Below are 15,883 nucleotides of genomic sequence, written 5' to 3'. Positions count from 1 at the left end.
TTTGTCTATACTTTATCTAAAATAAAAAACGATTGACCGCCAGTCAGAGCCGCGGTCATGACGCGATCCCCCGGCTCGAGTGCATCGTCTCCTCCGGACTGCATCCGTTTTGGGATAATGATGGCATCTGCCGGTATGATCAGTTTGCTGTTTTCTTTTAATTTGATTTCCACAGGAGAAACCGAAACGACTTCAGCCGGGAGCAGTTCCACCGGAGACTCAGCGTCAACTGCGCCAACAGCCAAATGTTTTATAGCCTCACTCAATCTCATCAGGAAACTCCTTCCGGCATGGTGTTCTTTTCGACTACATCAATGGTCATCGTATGTTTCGTTCCTTTAAACTCGTGCCGGTCCGTATCTACCCAATAGGTTTTCTTGATTCCGGCCTCCGGAATGGAAATATAGACAGGCAAGCCGCTCTGCACTTCCGGAATGCCGACTGCCTGAATATTTTTCAGTTCTTTTTTCACGCCCTTTTTTTCAGCAAGGCGCACATCTGCCCGCTGCTGAAGCTGAGCCTGGTTGATGTCATCTGTGACCGTTTCCGTATATTGAAGCACACCGTATTTGTTTAAGCCTGAACTGTCCTTGGCAGACGCTTTATACGTCTTATTGTCCTTCTGCCGGCGAAGCACCACCCGTGTTGCAGTGTCGTTTATGGAAGTGCTGTATTGGTATCCCGTGATATTGACACCCGTTTCCAGCACCCATACTTCCGACGGATCTGGCCAAGCGCGCAGACCGAGCTTTCCTTTTTCCGAATACAGCTGATAATGTCGTCCTGTCTGGCTTTTCGTCTGTTTCAATGCTTTTAAGATGATGTCATACAGGGTCGTATCATTTTTTATCACAAGGCTTTTAATTGTATGGCCTGTGTTCGCAATCAAGGTTGTCGGTATTTGAAAATCATTGGCAATCCTCCTGATCATCTGATCAGCACGCTGGTTGGAAAACACGTACACATCCTGGTTTTTGACCAGATACTGGAGCATATCATACGCGCTGAAAGCAAGCGTATGCTCGTCCGGCGTTCTTGCAAAAACAATGCCCCGAAAAAGCTCTTTTCCCTTCCACTTAAACAAGACGGTATCTCCTTCTGTGACGCTGTAATACGTCTGGTCGCCCTGTTTGATAACGATGGTCGCTTCAATGGAGCGCGGCGCCTGATAACGATGGCCTTCCAGCGATACGCTTTCTGCTACCAGCTCAAGCCACTCTGTGTCTTTAATGACAAACAGTTCTATCATCATACATCACCTGTTTCATTGCGGTATCTTTAATTTTTGACCGGGAAAAATCCAGTGGCCCGGCTGCCTGATGTTTCGTTTGCTTCGTTTGATCATTGCTGTTTTATTGGCGTTCCAAATTTTACGCCACTGCGTGCTGTTCCCGTAAAACCTGCCGGCAATATCCCACAGCGTATCTCCCTTTTTCACTGTATAGGTTTTCGGAGAAGCCTTTGATGGACGTTTTGCCTTTGTTTTTTTCTTCTGCTTGATTTTTCGGGGGGAAGCGGTTTTGTATTCTTTTAATTGAATATCAAACGAGCGATCACCGATATCCTGCTGGCCTTCGCTATAGGAAAAACCTTCAATGCTGCAAGTCAGATTCACTTTGGTTCCCGTAATCAAAAACTGAACCGGTTTTTTGGCCTTCATCCATTTTTCAATTTTTGTTATCGCATTTTCCGGCGACGGGAAGTTTTGATATTCTGCTATCGGACTGTATTTCTTCGGAAAAAACGAAGAGAACGAAATTTCTTTCGCTCCCTGTTCGTCAATAAATGTAAGGTCACCGAACTTGGCTACTTTAACCGTCTCATTCTGAACCGTATTTGAAATATTCAGCTGGTCGGGAAGAACGGGGAGCCGCAGCTTGTCCTTCCCTTGTGAAATCCAAAATTCATATACGGATTTAGTCAAATGCAACGACTCCCTTCGTTCCAATATTGATATCCTTTTGCAGCTCGTCTATTAGCGCCTGCTTGATTTTCGCCGCAAGGGTTTCGGCGTCTTGTCCATTATGGAAGTGCTGGTCACCGTTAAATTGAATATAAATCTCTTTTGATCCGGAAACCGCTGCCGTTGGCCGGCTAGCTGAAGTAACAGCGGAAACTTGTCCTGATGAAAGCTCAGACTGCTGGGATTGAGATGGATCTGTCACTTCCATACCAAGAGCCTGTGCCGCTCTCTGAAGGAGGTAGCGGCCACGTATGCCCCGCTCCTCCGGAATGATCCATTCCCGCTTGTTTCCTTCACCGACACGGGCGATTTGCTCTTTTGTAATCAGCCCGCCGTTGGCATATCCAACATACGGTCCGCCATGATTCATGCTTTTTATGCCTGGCACGTTATTGATTGAACCATATCTGCTTTTAATATAGCCGATCGCCGCAGCCGCGTTGTGAATCGGGTTTTTAATGTTACCCATGCCCGGTGCTTTATGATCATTAAAGGTGCTTGGGATTGTCTGCATGAGCCCTTGTGATGGATGCCCCGCTTTTGCGTTGCTGTCCCACAGGTTGATTGCGTTCGGATTGCCACCGGATTCATGCTGCGCAATTGTCATAAGTCCCGGAAGCCAGCTCATCGGTGTCTTTGTGGCCATGAGAGCGGCCATAATCCACTGTTTCACATTACCGCTCATCGCGCCCATTCCTGAATAGGCCGCCGCCAGTGATCCAGCTTGTTTTTCAGCATATTTCTTTACATCTACTGATCCAAGACCTTTGACAACACCGATTGAAGCAAAACGCCCCAAACTCATCATGACGCGGGAAGGTGAATGGATATCTAATTCCTCACGGAAAGCCTGTTCTACCCTCTTCGCCATATCCTTTGCAGCTTGTTTCACTTCACTGGATTTAGAATTCATGCCTGTTACAAAGTTACCGATCATGCCTGAACCCCAGCTGTTGGATGTATCTTTAGAACGCAAGAATGGTTTATCAACATGTGTGCTGACATATTGTGCCGTCCCTGTTTGGGTTGAGTTTTGTCCTTGGGCAAAGCCTTTGACCGTTCCTGTGCCCCATGAGGACGATTTGTTCACAGTAGCTTGGAACGGTGTTTTAACTTTTGATTGCAAAAAGCCGTCTGTGCCGGTTGCTGTACCGTTTTGGCCCTTGGCATACCCGCTTACCATTTGTTTGCCGAAATTTGGTGAGGCAGAAATCATTTGTGTAAATGGCGTATTGATGTTTTTCTTTTTCCAGTCTTCCATTTTGACCGGCTGATTGCTGATGCCTTTACCAAAGCCTTCTGAAAATTGCTGTCCGAGTGTGGACGCTCGGCCTGTAAGATTTGCAGTGTCCATTGCCGGGGAGGCTGATCCTGATAACGGACTGGCAGCCGCTCCTCCTGAAACAGATACCGGACTTCCACCGGAAGACGAAGCGGCACCCATATCGTCTACGACTTGCATACCTAGCTTAGACGCCGCTTGTGAAAGAAGCATCTTCCCTCGGCCTCGATTGTTATCAACTGGGATAACGAATTCTTTGCCGGCTTCACCGATCCACGAGATGGTTGGTTTGGTGATGTAGCCGCCTGTGGCGTTCTGATTCAGTGCTTGTTGAAAAACAGTCATATTATTATTTGATGGAGACTGAGCAAAAATGTTATTAGTAGTTGTTTTGGAACTGGTTTTTTTCTCTTTCGAACCCTTTTTGCTTGGTTTTTTCTTGAGGTGAGTAACTTCCTCCCCCCTGTGTATTACTTTTGCAACGAAACCTCCAACTGAATCTTTTAAATCGAATAGCCATTGAAATTTCTCGGCAATTTTCTCTGATACTTTAACCAATGGATCTTTCACATGTTCATTAAACCAAGTTTCAATTCCATCCCATGCATCCTCAAAAAACTTCCTTGCATCATCAAATTTTTCTTTTATTGAAGTTTTAATATCATCTACTTTTGTGACGATCGGGTTCCATACATTATCATAAAACCAATCTGATACGCTTGACCAAATATCAGAAATAGTAGTCCATGCATCGTTAATCTTACTCCAAATCCATGTTGCCGCAGTGGTTACGGCTTCACTCACAGGGTTCCATACATTGTCCATGAACCACGTAGAAACAGTAGACCATATTCCAGAAATAAAAGTCCAAGCGTTACATAATCCTGTCCATATCGTTGTAGCCACAGTAGTAACCGCTCCGCTTATTGGATCCCACACGTTATCCTTAAACCATGGGTAGACAACATTCCATACTGCCAATATGCCATCCCATGCATAAGCAAACAGACCTACTATAAAATTAATTACGGGTACAGCTACATTATAAATAGGCGTAAACACATACTGATCAAACCAAGTTGAAACTTTACTCCATGTATCTTCAATCCAAGTGATTGCCCCATTGGCTGTGTCAGAGATTGAATTCCATTTTCCACTCCACCACTCTTTGTTAAATAGTGAATTACTTATGTTCTCCTTTAACTTAGAAGTATCAAACATCTTACCAATGTTCTTACCTGCTTCTTCGCCGCCTATTCCGCCTACTAAACCGCCGCCTACTCCGCCGATAGCGCCTCCTATTACTGTACCTTCCGGACCTACGAAGGATCCAATCGCTGCACCTGCTTCTGCTCCTGCAGTTGCACCTGCTTCCGCTCCGGCAATGCGGCCACCGATTGAACCAACCTTTTCACCAGCATTATCTTTATTGATTCCAGCTAAATCGAACATTGCTAAAGCAGATCCTACGTATGGAACAGACTTTCCCATTCCTCTGAATGCTTTTCCTAGTTTGGAGGAATCCTTTCCTAGCGATTTTAAGCCTCCGAGCCAGTTCTTTAACTTCGAACCTGAAGTCCGAGGTGCACTTTCACCAGATGTGCCACTCTGGCGTCTTCTTATTACCTCTCCTGGAACCTTGAGTGTTCTGTTTGGAGCTTTTGTCGGGCTTTTCTTCTTTCTATATGTTTTTTTATTTTTAGTGCCTGGACCGTTACCGCCTCCTTCACAGCAGCAACAGCAACAATTTCCTCCTGTATTACGGTTAAGGACTTTATTATCTGTTTCGGAATTTTCACCAGAATCGTCCTTCTTTTGGGGGCCTAAAATTTTATCAATGATCTTATCAAACACATCATTTTTCAGCTTTTCTAACAATCTCTCTTTGAAACGATCTAAAAAAGCTTTCCCTATCCCTTTGAGCGTATCCTTAATCCATGGCCAAGCTGATTTTGACCACCAATCCTTCAGCCATCCTTTAATTTTCCCGACCCAGCCGGGTTTTTGGTCAGAACTTTTATCTGAGCCTTTATCAGAGGATTTGTCTGATTCTTTCTTAGTCTTTTCTTTGTTAATCGGACTTTCTTTTTTATTGATTTTGTCTGATACTTTTGTCTTAATAACGACTTTTACATAATATGTTTTTTCAAATTTCCTCAAAAGTGATGTTAATCGATTAACTGTTTTGGAGATTTCATCGATGACTTTTAATTTAACTGTGTAGCCGTTTTTTAAATTTTTCTTGATATATCCAATAATTTTTTTAACTGTTGACGTAACCTTGTCATCTGGAATCAAAAGGAATGATAGCTTTTGATTAGATAGCATCTTCTTTATTTTTTTATACGCAGCTCTTGTCCGGTCTACCAAAGATACAGTCAGCTTCGTTTCTTTCGGCATCCGTTTTAGTTTTTGTTCAATCGCTTCCAGCTTTGCAGTGGCTTGGTCATCAAGTACAACTTTGATTTCAAGTGATTTTGCAAATTTTAAAATGATGTAGTCGTTTATTTTTCTCAGACGGTAAAATGCCTGATCTTCAGCTCTGATACTGATTTTGATTTGTCGATTGATGGTCTTGACTTTTTTTTCGACCTCTTGGAATCCTTTATGTATCCGTTTTAGTTTTTTAGATACCTTGTCTTCGAGATCGAAACGGGCTGTTAATTTTGCGATATTAATTCCCTCCTCTCCTTGATTCTTTTTCTAATAGATCTAGCTTATATCCTATCAACCCAAATAAAAGAGCTTTAAAGTGTTTTGGTGCTTCATATAATTCAAGAAGCTGGGATGGCGAATAATGAAGCTCATGCATTGCATAATACAAATACACAGCTTCCTTATCACCATCCTTTACTAGTTTTTTGCTTCTTCTTCTAGATCTTCAAGATCATCCTCAAAACCATTGATTTCAATAGCTTTATTCAGCCAGTTTGCATACTCTCCCCCCACAGATAGTACACGTTTGGCGACTTCTACCGGATCCGCTGTTTTGTATGCTTCCCTTAAATCTTTTGAACGAAAATCAGGATATATAGTGGATTCGATAGCAATTCTCGCATAAAAGCGCTGGGAGTCTAAATCTTTGACGCGGCCGCGGCCTTTCACATTTTTAAATGTGGTATTTTCTTTCTCCAATTCATCAATTCGTTCGGTTGTAATCGGTTTTAAAATAAACGGAATGACATTCCCTTTTTTATCAACAAAACGCTTTGAGATCGGCACTTTGATTTCCTCAGCTTCAATTGTTTTTCCCGGCATAAAAAAGGAAAGATCATATACGTTTTCGTTCTTCTCGCTCATGTAAAAAACTCCCTTGTCTTTTGATTGATTTCATCGTGTAAAAAACAGACCTTTCTAAGAAAGGTCTGCGTATGGGTTGTTCACCTTTGATTAAAACGTGTCAGAAAGCTTTTCAGGCACGTCGAAGTCTTCGAATGTAAATGGAACTTCTTCCTCTAACGCTTCTGAATCGACATCAAGGCTTGCGATTTTGGCAGAGTCAAAGTTGACGTCGTACAGCGTGACTCGCTCTGTGCCTCGGCCGGAGGATTGATCATCCAGAACAGCTTGGAGTGTGAAGTATGGGTCGCTGCCTTTTTTGACATAGTCCATCATCAGGATCACGAATTTTGATGTGACTTTATAAAACGTTGCTGTTCCAGTTCCGTTTGCCCCTGTTGTTTTATGGCCTGTCATGCGGCGGCCCATAATGTTTACTTCAGACTTGTTTTTCTCGACGTTTGCTTCAAATGTTTTGATGTGCGCCATTTCTTCGCCATCAAGAAATAAGCGGCCTTCTTTACCTGAAATTGTGTTTTGAGCTTTTAATGCCATATTAGTTTACCTCCACATTAAAGTAGAATTTTTCTGCTGCGTCGACAGGCTGTACAGCCAGGTCAATCAAGAAGCCGTCACGGTCTTCATTCATTGAAATGGTGATATCTTCATCAGAATCAAAGCCAGTGATGCCGCCAGCATCCTGAAGAGTTGTCATGTATTGCGTGATCATCGTTTTCACATACTGAAGTCCGTCTTCAGACGCCGGAATATCGCTTCCGCTGCCTTTTCTTGATTTAATTAAGGCTTTCAGCTCGCGTGTTAAATCATTATTTACGGCGTCCAGGACACGGACGATTTTGTTTTTCGCAAATTTTTTGTTTTTCTCGGCTGTAAACGTGACGAGTGAGTTAATGTCTTTTTCTACGCTGACGGATTTATCGCGGGCGTCGAATGTGAATAAAAATTCGCCTTTGCCCAGACGTTCAACAATCGTATCGTGGTCAAGGCGGTGTAACACATCAACGGCGCCTTCGTACTCAACGAACGTCAGTGATTGGTTAAAGGTTGCTCCTGCGCTCGCTCCAGCTACCCAAGCCGTTGCTTTGTCCGGCGTAACTTCCGTGCCATCTTCGAGAAGCACACCTTCTGTTACGTTGATGATGCCTTCATAGTCACCCGCATAATTCGCTGTGACCCCTTGCACTTTTTGTCCTTGGCCGTCGCGCAGACGCTTAATGAAAGCAGCAAATGTCGCCTTCAGCTGATCACCTTCCGCAACAGGCAGCGCAATCACATCAAAATTCTCCGTTTCAGCTGCGGCTAAGAAATCTGTATAGTCGGAGTTGACAGGGGCTTTATCCGTACCGCCGGATAAACGGATTCCTGCAGATGCATTCAGAGATTCAGCTGCAGTCTCCCCTTCTGATCCAGTGAGCGGAATCGTCGAAGAAAGATCGCCTGTTCCGGTAAAGGTGACATAGCCGTTAGCTGTTAATTCTTCAGCTTTTTTGACGGTCTGTTTATCAACCTCTGACTCATCCATATACGTTGTCACATCGAAAGAAGCAGCATCCAGCACATTGGGGTTAATGCGGATGATAATGTCATTTCCTTTTGATCCGCCATATACAGCAGTCGCTTTGACACCTTCAGCAATATCAGCAGACGCACGGACACCTTCGGTTAGACGGTACATTAATACCGTTTTCGCATTTTTCTTTGCTTCACGCAAAAGCAATAATGATGGATCATCAATGCTAAGGCCCACTTTTTTGTTTAAATCTTCTACGCTGGAAATGGAGACAAACGTTTTCGCTTCCCCCCAGCTTGATGCAACCGGGAGTGCGACTGTTCCCCGTTCTCCGAGTGACACCCGCTCCTGCGCTGTCGTTTTAAAGTTAAAATAAATGCCTGCACGTTCTTTTTCTTTTCCTGTTGTAAATGTTCCGCCATTCATGATGACATGACCTCCTTGGTTAGAAATGTTTGAATCAATTGATTGGCTTCTGATTTCGTCATACGTGTTTGATCCACGCCAAATAAAGCCCCCTGAAGGATATCCGGCTTAACGCCGAACAGCTCCTTCGCGTGCTTAATCAAATCCGCTGTATCAAAAAGAGTTTCCCGGCTCTTTGTATGTACAGCCTTCTTCTGTTGTTTGTCCTTTGCCACCGCTTATTTCACCCCGCTGTTCATGTCGATATCCTGTAAGACAGGATGTTCTGTTTTGTGATAATAATACCGGCTGCTCCACCTGATCACCATGACCGCCTCGCCCCTGTCTCCTACCCTTGTCTCAATTCGGGTGATGCGGACCATATCCCCCGTTTTCTCACCTGATTCACTCAGCAGCGGAACCATACTTCTCACTTCTCTGACGGCATCCGCTAGCCTGTCCGCTTCATCAAGCGCCTGAACGGAGTCAACATGAAACAGCTTCACATTGAGACTATAGGTTTTTTTAAATGTGGAGACCGTATCTGTTTCCTCGAAAACAGATGGCGATGGGACGTATAACGACGGCACCTGAAACTGATCAGGCAGCTCACGTTCATAAATGGGAACAGACCACCGGCTGTACAAAAATGCCATGATCGATCCTGTTTCGCTGTTCATCCTGTTCCCTCCTTTATAGCTTCTTCAGCCACTGGCGCAATTTGTTTTCCAGCGATTTTTCAAACAGCTGTTCATATAAAAGAAGTGCATGATCCCAGTAGCTCGTGCCCGGGATCCATTTTCTCTTGAGCGCCATTCCCGTTGAAGCCGCGGGATCATAAATAAACCGCGAGCCTTGGAAATGCCCCGGCACCCATCTCACGTCTTCTTTTGAAGTCCAATGGCCGTCATTAAGAAATGAGGCGTGATCAAGCTGTGTACCCACCACAAGCGAAAGCCCGCCGCTTTGCACAATCCAGAGATTGTCCTCTGCGCCTTTCTCAAAGGAACTGAGCAGTTTTTCTGTATCAATCGTTTGTGTGCTGATGAGTTCAGATTGGACGATCTCCAGAAAATCTTGCCCGCACTCTTCAAGCCACTGGGACGCCTGACGCGAAAATCCGCCTGATGCCGCCTTTTTTAATGACGTGTTTAGCTGTTTCAGCCCCGCTATTTTCATAGGCTTTCATCCCTGACCGCGATGACTTCCCAATGATGATGCCTGATCCTTTTCGGCAGCTTTAGTATATATTTATGATTCTCCCAAATGATTTTATCGTTCACGCGGATGTCCGCTGACAACGGAAAATGGACGAGAAAGCTGTGATATACAGTTTGATCAGGCTCCTCCTGGATCAGCTGCTGCGTTTTTTCAGTAAAATAGCAAGGGACATCTTGTTCATCGGGTGTATCCGGATATGAAGTCACCGGCTGCAGCTTGTCCGCCGGAATCCCAAATCGGCCTGCAGACGGCGCTTGAGCTGCTTCATGATAAATGTCGCAGCGATGGATGAGCATCCGCTGATAGCTCATAAGGACCTCACCTTCAGTCTGGAGGACTCAGGGACGTAGCCCGGCGTAATAAACTCTTCGAGCAAATGATACACCACTGGCCGCTGAATGCCGCCTTCTCCGGAAACCGTGTAGGAATAATCCCCCATTTTTTCAGACTGATAGCTTGATGAGGCTGATTCATCGCTGTTCACAAGCGCAAAATACTGGGCTAACTTCAGCAAAGCCAATTTCGCCTTGTCGGGCAGCGGGTCATAAACGCTGTCTTCAAAGCGGTGGCCCGTGATGAGAGCCGCTTCCGCTTCCGCCTCGATGATATCCTGCGCCAGCAGTTCTTCCGGTCTGTTTTTTACTCGATCATAGACCGAATAGGAGGCTACGTCAGTCGGTTCAATGAGCATGAGCTGACCACCCCGTTTCTATTATTCTTTTACGTTAATTAATTTAGCGCAGGCATCCTCTTCCTCGAACTTGCTGTCCAGCTTGGCCGTTAAGACAATAATGAATTTACGGGAGCGAATGTCTTTGTCGACTTCAATTCGGATATTGCGGGAGAAACCGAGAATGATATTTTTCGGATGTGTGAGAATGATATCGGAAGCGTCATATTGCGCGTCTCCCTCTCCGACTGTGTACGGCTGAATATTGGATACCCCTTTGACCGGTACGCCGAATGCTGTTGACAAGCCGCCCTGAACAGCCTGGTCCCCAAGGTTTGTCTGGCGGTCTGCCACGCGGTCCTTCCATTCAACTTCTAAGCCGTGCGACGTATAAAATCTGAATTCCTGAGGGATGCGCAAATATTTCGGCGGAACAGCCTTTAAGCCTTTCTTGAATGTCGCTCTGGACAGTTCTTCACCGTTCATGTCAACGATGTGGGACACCGCTTGTTTGCGGATGCCGTCCAGCTGCGCCAGATACGGATCATCTGATGCTGTATCACCGTTTACAATTAGCTCCTCAATATCAACGGCTGCACGCTCTGCTAAAATCTGCATGATCGTCTGCTGAAGGCCGTCTTTTTCAATATTGTTTTCGAGTGTGTCATACGTAATGTTGATTTCCGCAATGACTTCCTTCGTGTTCAGCTGGACAGTGCTTGTCGTTGGAACTGTCAGCTCGTCATTTGACAGTGCTTTTCCTTCTTGTGCAGCCCGCAGAATACGCTGGCCGAAGCCGATTTTCTCAAATTTTTGCGAGTCGTTTTCCATTTGAATCACGCGGGATTCACTGAAAATGGTCGGCGTGTTTTGCACCATGCGGATAAAAGCCGATGCTTGCGCAGGGTTCATAAGTCCGCCGCTTTTTAAAGCAGAAAGCGACATTTCCGCTTTCCGAATGATCTCTTGATTTCTCAATTGATTTCCTCCTCTTTGACTGGTTTTACAGCAGTCCGCTCCAGATTGATTTTTTGACTTGCTCTGTATTGTTGCCCGCATCGTCCGCTGTCTGCTTAGACGCGCCTCGCGCTTTTTCCAAAGCTTCGATTCGTTCGATCAGCGGGGCAAGCATGTCCTCAACGAGCTTTTTCAGACGCTCGTCATCACCCGTCTGCTCCGGCTTTTCCTCCGTGTCTGTGTTTTTTTCAATCCGCTCAAGCCGTTTGAGCAGAGGGTAAAGCGCATGCTCGAATGATTCTTTCATGTCTTCTTTTCTCATTTCTTCAGTCTCCTTCCCTGTTTTGTCAGTCAGCATCTGCTTGAATACACTGAAGAATCCCGCTTTTTCAACCGGTTCTTCTTCATACACATCAGCAGTGCCCGCCATGCTGTAGCCGGTGATGATTCCAGCCTTGATCTGCTCCCACACCTCGTCAGACGCTCTTGTCACAAGCACCCACGACCCCTTTGTAATCCGTTTTGACCCGATCATAAAATCATCGGGCGCCACATATGACTCGACCACGACGCCGGTTCCGCCCTCAAAGCTGTGATTGATATCAATCTCCCTTGCCTCCGCGAGAAAGCCGTGCGCCGCTTTTTCAATTTCCTCAGCGGTCATATAATCGCCGTGGGCATCAGGAACATCAGGCTCATACACGATTCCGTACACGAGCTTTTGTTCATCCTGCTCACTTTTTGTAAACAGCCGAACCTTTTTTTCAAATGACGGAGGTCCGTCTGACTTCGTAAAGAAAAATTCTGTCTGATTAGCCGCCTTGTCTACATAACTGACAAAGCTGATTTTGGCATTTCTTAATTCCCGCGCCACCTGCTTGATTCACCTCCCTTCAGGACGTTTTGATCGCTTCGATGCTTTCTTTCAGCTCCTGCATGAGCGCAGCCAGGTTTGCCTTTTCCGCATCCTGTCCTGCAGGCCGTTTATAGATTTCCTCAGGCCACTCCTCCAGCGTTTTGCCAAGCACCCGCCCTGCAAGATCGCGTAAATCATTCGGCGAGACCGCACCGGCTGTAATAAAAGGACCGAGCACTTTCGCAATCTCAAGCGGATCACGAAAGTCCGGTCCTTTTAATGTCAGCCTGACGTCATGGATATTCAGCTCCGGCAAAAGCAGCGTGTTCAGTTTATTCACGAGCGTTTTTCGCTCCGGCTGAAAGACCTGCTCCTCCGTAATTTTTCTAGCGGTATCAGCTGTCGCCCGGTTGTATTCCTGCGCCTCGCCTGTATACAGAGGCGGGAGGCGGAACGCCGAGCGCAGCTTATTTCTGCTTTTTTCATCGTACTCAAGAAACAAGGCGTCGTTCTGGAGAATTTCCGCCAAGGACTTGATTTCCACGGAAACCGGCGTAATATCCTCGCCCCCATGAAGATCCTTCTCTTTTGCGATTCCTTCCGCTTCAATCAGGAGAAATTTATGGGCGTTTTCCACGCCTTCAAGATCATTCATGTACTCTTGCAGCTCCCGATAAGAAGCTTCCGACAGCATCCCGTTTTCAACTGTAATCGCAGCGGGGACGTGACGGCCCTGCTTAAAATACATAAAATTGAGTTCTTCCGCTTTTCGCGCTCCGTATAGATTGACGATATTCCCTACCCAGCGAGGCACGCCGTATACGCCGCTTCCGATTTTGAGGTGAATGGCTTCATTCGCTTGATATTTCTCTGCCAATGTGCTCACATATTCACCCGTGCGCATGTCCATTTTTCTCGGATCACCGTATTCTTTAAAAAATACTTTTTTTCCATTGATCATCTGCACATATTTTCGGAAACGTTTTTGCCTTTTGATTCTCTTCACTTTTCCGTTTTCTTCATACATAAAAGATACTTCAACAGGCTCGCCGGCTCCGCATACACGCATATTTTTCACATCTAAATATTCGATGCCAGCCGGTTTTCCCATCCCGTCCCGAAGCACTTCCATAAAGCCGTTGCCTGTTTTTTCTCTGTCTTCGATGGCATAGCCTAAAATCATTTCGGCTGATTCGTCAAAATGAAGACATTTATAAAAGGCTTCAAGTCTGGCCCAGTCTTTTTCCGCCCTTTTCTTTTTCGCCTGATCAACGTCAGTGGCGTTAACATCAAACGTATACTCAACATCAAAGCCAAAACCTGTAATATTAACTCTGTACGCATCTATGCATTGCTGAAGAATGGTCGAGTATTCAGCAATGGTTTTGAGCTCGATGATATTGTAGGGCGGTGCGATAATATCCTCTCCGTACAGCTCAGAAAAGTCATCTTCATAGATTTGCTTTGTCTGAGGAGCGGCGGAATTGGCTTTGAATACAGTTGCTCTGACTGTTTGATTGTGCATCATTTATGACCTCCTCCTTTCCCGGTTCGGCCGGATACGTTTGTTTGCTGTCTCTTTCATATCAGCAACCTCATAATCATCAAGCGCATACCAAATGGCAGAAAGCGTATGCGGGTCAATCGTGAATTCATCCTCTATCAGCGCGCCGTTTTTATCTTTAGCATACGTTAGCGACTTGAGCTCATAGATGACATTTTCACAGCGGTCCGAACAGAAGATCTTTTTGAATCGTTTCACCTTTTTGGTATATTGAAGCCTGGAGCCGGGAAACTTTCTGGCTCCGACCATCCGAAAGCCCTGCTGGCGGAAATATTGAATGCTTTTAGGCTCAGCGGAGTCGGCTTTGATCAATTCCTGTGTGTCAATAAACTCACGCAGCTCCTCAGCCGTCCTGTCATCTGTCATTTTGTTTTGATAATACTCCCAATAAATGTAGAGGTATTTTTTCTCAGGATCGACAGCGAGCCGGACGACGGCATTATAGGATTCCTCGAACCCAAAATCCATGCCTGTGCGAAAAATCGGCTTGCTGATGGCTGCGATACGTTCTTTTACTTGGTCATGCGGAAGCACCTCAAACTGCGGCAGGACCCTGATCCCGTTGACGCCGAATCGGCCTTTGCGGGCAATCCGGTACAGGTCAGGATCATACGCCTTGAGTCCGTCAAGCTGATTCACATAGCTTTTCGGGAGAAAGAGATTGTCGTTTGCTGTGGAATGATGATAATACGTATCTCCCTTGACAATCGTCCGCTTTTCGTACAGCTCGCTGTCATCCAGCACAAACCGTTTATTGCGTTCATCCCGAAAAAAATGCCGGTACGTCCAATTGGAGGTGCCGACGGGATTGGTGGTGCAGATCATATGAAGCTTCAGCTCGGGGTGGCGAAGTCGGCCGATTAATTCCTTAAAGCCTTCATACTTCACCTCTGAGCATTCTTCAATCCATATTAATGAAATGTTATGAACCGATTTTAATTTTGCCGGATTATCCATACCTTTGAACATGATCCGGCTGCCGTTTTGAAAACGCAGCTGCAGCGGGGAAGAAAGGGCTGCCACAGCCTTTGTAAGGCCGAGCTCTTCAATCACCTCTTGAAACAAGGCGAAGGTCGAATCCCGATGGGTATCGAACACCTCGCGGATAACAAGAGCCGTCCGTTTTTCCTTCAGCAGCTTTAACACGATTTTCAATGCGGTATGATAGCTTTTGGATGAGCCGTAGCCGCCTACGAGAAACTGGTACGTCTGCTCCCAATTGAATACGTAATCTTCGAAATGAGGGTTGATTTCTTTTACAATCATGGCTTGTCCTCTTTTCGTTTGATCATGATTTCAATCGGCTCCTGGCTGTCATCTGTTTTCTCCGCTTTTTGTTTGGCAAGCTTTAATTTCTCGTTTTCAATTTTTTGTTTAAATTGATCCGGAAACAAATCGAAATATAAGGACAGCTTCTCGAGCGCCTTCATTTTATCGGCCAGCTTGATGGCGATGCCTTCTTTGCCGAGCTTCGCTTCCGTCACAATGGTGCCGTCAACGAGCCCGGAATCTTTGACATCGACAAAGCTGATTTCCTTCATAATCGGATTATCATCTTCATCAAACAGCGGCCCCGATTTCCCGACAGCCTGGACCTCTTTTTTTCCGAAGGTCACATAGTCCGTAATATCCGCAAACGCGATCTTGATATAAACCTGCAGCACATCCATCGCTTCAATAAACATTTCATTGACCATTTCTTTTTTAATGCGTCTGATTTCAGCAGCGACCTTTTCATTCTTTAACAGCCGGCTGCCCGTCACATGGGCGCTGTCCGGAGAATAGCCCGCTTTGATTGCTGACTGTGTGGCATTGAAGCTTTTGACATAATACAGGCAAAACAGCCGCTGGCGTTCATTTAATTCATCATTGTCTATACGGCGCTGTTTTTGTTCGTTTCTGGTTTCAGAAAACAAGGCCTGTTTCCATTTGTCTTGTTTTTTCCAGATGCCGATTGTTTTCGCAGAAACGCCGATTATATCCGCAATCGCCCGATTTGTGATGTTTCCCTGATGTTGTTGATAGATTGCTAATGCTTGTTCGCGCTGTTGTGTTTTCATGCTACGGCATCACCGCCACCTCCAGCATGGATGTCTATTCATAAAAGCGGCTGATCTTGCCAGCCGCTTATGTGTCATGCTCTATTCACTTATAG

Annotated in this window: 18 protein-coding genes; all 18 read right to left on the bottom strand. The window is 45.6% G+C overall.

What is annotated here, in order from left to right; translation table 11 throughout:
• Positions 1-5 precede the first annotated feature (5 nt).
• Positions 6-272: a DUF2577 family protein gene (locus M1M80_RS07095; RefSeq protein ID WP_019714098.1), complete on the bottom strand. Its 267-nt coding sequence runs from the start codon at positions 270-272 to the stop codon at positions 6-8.
• On the bottom strand, positions 272-1,249 hold the full coding sequence (locus tag M1M80_RS07090; protein ID WP_060398440.1) for an XkdQ/YqbQ family protein: 978 nt from the start codon (positions 1,247-1,249) through the stop codon (positions 272-274). Before M1M80_RS07090 ends, M1M80_RS07095 begins: the two co-directional genes overlap by 1 nt.
• A 15-nt stretch (positions 1,250-1,264) precedes the next feature.
• Entirely contained in the window at positions 1,265-1,924 is a 660-nt protein-coding gene (locus M1M80_RS07085; protein WP_024121074.1) for a LysM peptidoglycan-binding domain-containing protein, read from the bottom strand.
• Positions 1,917-5,918: a transglycosylase SLT domain-containing protein gene (locus M1M80_RS07080; protein ID WP_080428995.1), complete on the bottom strand. Its 4,002-nt coding sequence runs from the start codon at positions 5,916-5,918 to the stop codon at positions 1,917-1,919. Before M1M80_RS07080 ends, M1M80_RS07085 begins: the two co-directional genes overlap by 8 nt.
• Before the next feature lies 1 nt (position 5,919).
• Entirely contained in the window at positions 5,920-6,069 is a 150-nt protein-coding gene (locus M1M80_RS07075) for a hypothetical protein (protein WP_003239113.1), read from the bottom strand.
• A gap of 29 nt (positions 6,070-6,098) precedes the next feature.
• Positions 6,099-6,545 carry a phage tail assembly chaperone gene (locus M1M80_RS07070; protein WP_003232676.1) on the bottom strand — a complete coding sequence of 149 codons (447 nt, stop codon included), beginning with the start codon at positions 6,543-6,545 and terminating at the stop codon, positions 6,099-6,101.
• Between the two features lie 90 nt (positions 6,546-6,635).
• Positions 6,636-7,079, bottom strand: a complete 444-nt coding sequence (locus M1M80_RS07065) for a phage tail tube protein (protein WP_003239114.1) — start codon at positions 7,077-7,079, stop codon at positions 6,636-6,638.
• Position 7,080: 1 nt separating this feature from the next.
• Positions 7,081-8,481 carry a phage tail sheath family protein gene (locus M1M80_RS07060; RefSeq protein WP_003239116.1) on the bottom strand — a complete coding sequence of 467 codons (1,401 nt, stop codon included), beginning with the start codon at positions 8,479-8,481 and terminating at the stop codon, positions 7,081-7,083.
• The gene (locus M1M80_RS07055; protein WP_003239117.1) at positions 8,478-8,696 is read right to left on the bottom strand and encodes a YqzN/YkzM domain-containing protein; all 219 of its coding nucleotides are present in this window, start codon (positions 8,694-8,696) and stop codon (positions 8,478-8,480) included. Before M1M80_RS07055 ends, M1M80_RS07060 begins: the two co-directional genes overlap by 4 nt.
• A 3-nt stretch (positions 8,697-8,699) precedes the next feature.
• Positions 8,700-9,140 carry a hypothetical protein gene (locus M1M80_RS07050; protein WP_060398438.1) on the bottom strand — a complete coding sequence of 147 codons (441 nt, stop codon included), beginning with the start codon at positions 9,138-9,140 and terminating at the stop codon, positions 8,700-8,702.
• 13 nt (positions 9,141-9,153) lie between these two features.
• Positions 9,154-9,639 carry an HK97 gp10 family phage protein gene (locus tag M1M80_RS07045; RefSeq protein ID WP_003239120.1) on the bottom strand — a complete coding sequence of 162 codons (486 nt, stop codon included), beginning with the start codon at positions 9,637-9,639 and terminating at the stop codon, positions 9,154-9,156.
• The gene (locus M1M80_RS07040) at positions 9,636-9,992 is read right to left on the bottom strand and encodes a YqbH/XkdH family protein (RefSeq protein WP_003239122.1); all 357 of its coding nucleotides are present in this window, start codon (positions 9,990-9,992) and stop codon (positions 9,636-9,638) included. Before M1M80_RS07040 ends, M1M80_RS07045 begins: the two co-directional genes overlap by 4 nt.
• Positions 9,989-10,372, bottom strand: a complete 384-nt coding sequence (gene yqbG, locus M1M80_RS07035) for a protein YqbG (protein WP_003239123.1) — start codon at positions 10,370-10,372, stop codon at positions 9,989-9,991. The genes M1M80_RS07040 and yqbG overlap by 4 nt, the downstream gene beginning before the upstream one ends.
• A 21-nt stretch (positions 10,373-10,393) precedes the next feature.
• Complete coding sequence (locus M1M80_RS07030) at positions 10,394-11,329, bottom strand: phage major capsid protein (protein ID WP_060398437.1); 936 nt, start codon at positions 11,327-11,329, stop codon at positions 10,394-10,396.
• Positions 11,330-11,354: 25 nt separating this feature from the next.
• Positions 11,355-12,182 carry an XkdF-like putative serine protease domain-containing protein gene (locus M1M80_RS07025; RefSeq protein ID WP_003239124.1) on the bottom strand — a complete coding sequence of 276 codons (828 nt, stop codon included), beginning with the start codon at positions 12,180-12,182 and terminating at the stop codon, positions 11,355-11,357.
• 19 nt (positions 12,183-12,201) lie between these two features.
• A complete protein-coding gene (locus M1M80_RS07020) occupies positions 12,202-13,689 on the bottom strand; it encodes a phage portal protein (RefSeq protein ID WP_080030851.1) in 1,488 nt (495 codons plus the stop codon).
• Positions 13,690-13,692: 3 nt separating this feature from the next.
• Positions 13,693-14,994: a PBSX family phage terminase large subunit gene (locus M1M80_RS07015; RefSeq protein WP_060398436.1), complete on the bottom strand. Its 1,302-nt coding sequence runs from the start codon at positions 14,992-14,994 to the stop codon at positions 13,693-13,695.
• Entirely contained in the window at positions 14,991-15,788 is a 798-nt protein-coding gene (gene xtmA, locus M1M80_RS07010; protein ID WP_003239127.1) for a phage terminase small subunit, read from the bottom strand. Before xtmA ends, M1M80_RS07015 begins: the two co-directional genes overlap by 4 nt.
• Between the last annotated feature and the right edge of the window lie 95 nt (positions 15,789-15,883).

This window comes from Bacillus inaquosorum, assembly GCF_023238325.1.
In the GTDB taxonomy this organism is placed as follows: domain Bacteria; phylum Bacillota; class Bacilli; order Bacillales; family Bacillaceae; genus Bacillus; species Bacillus inaquosorum.
This window is presented reverse-complemented; position numbering and strand designations above follow the sequence as displayed.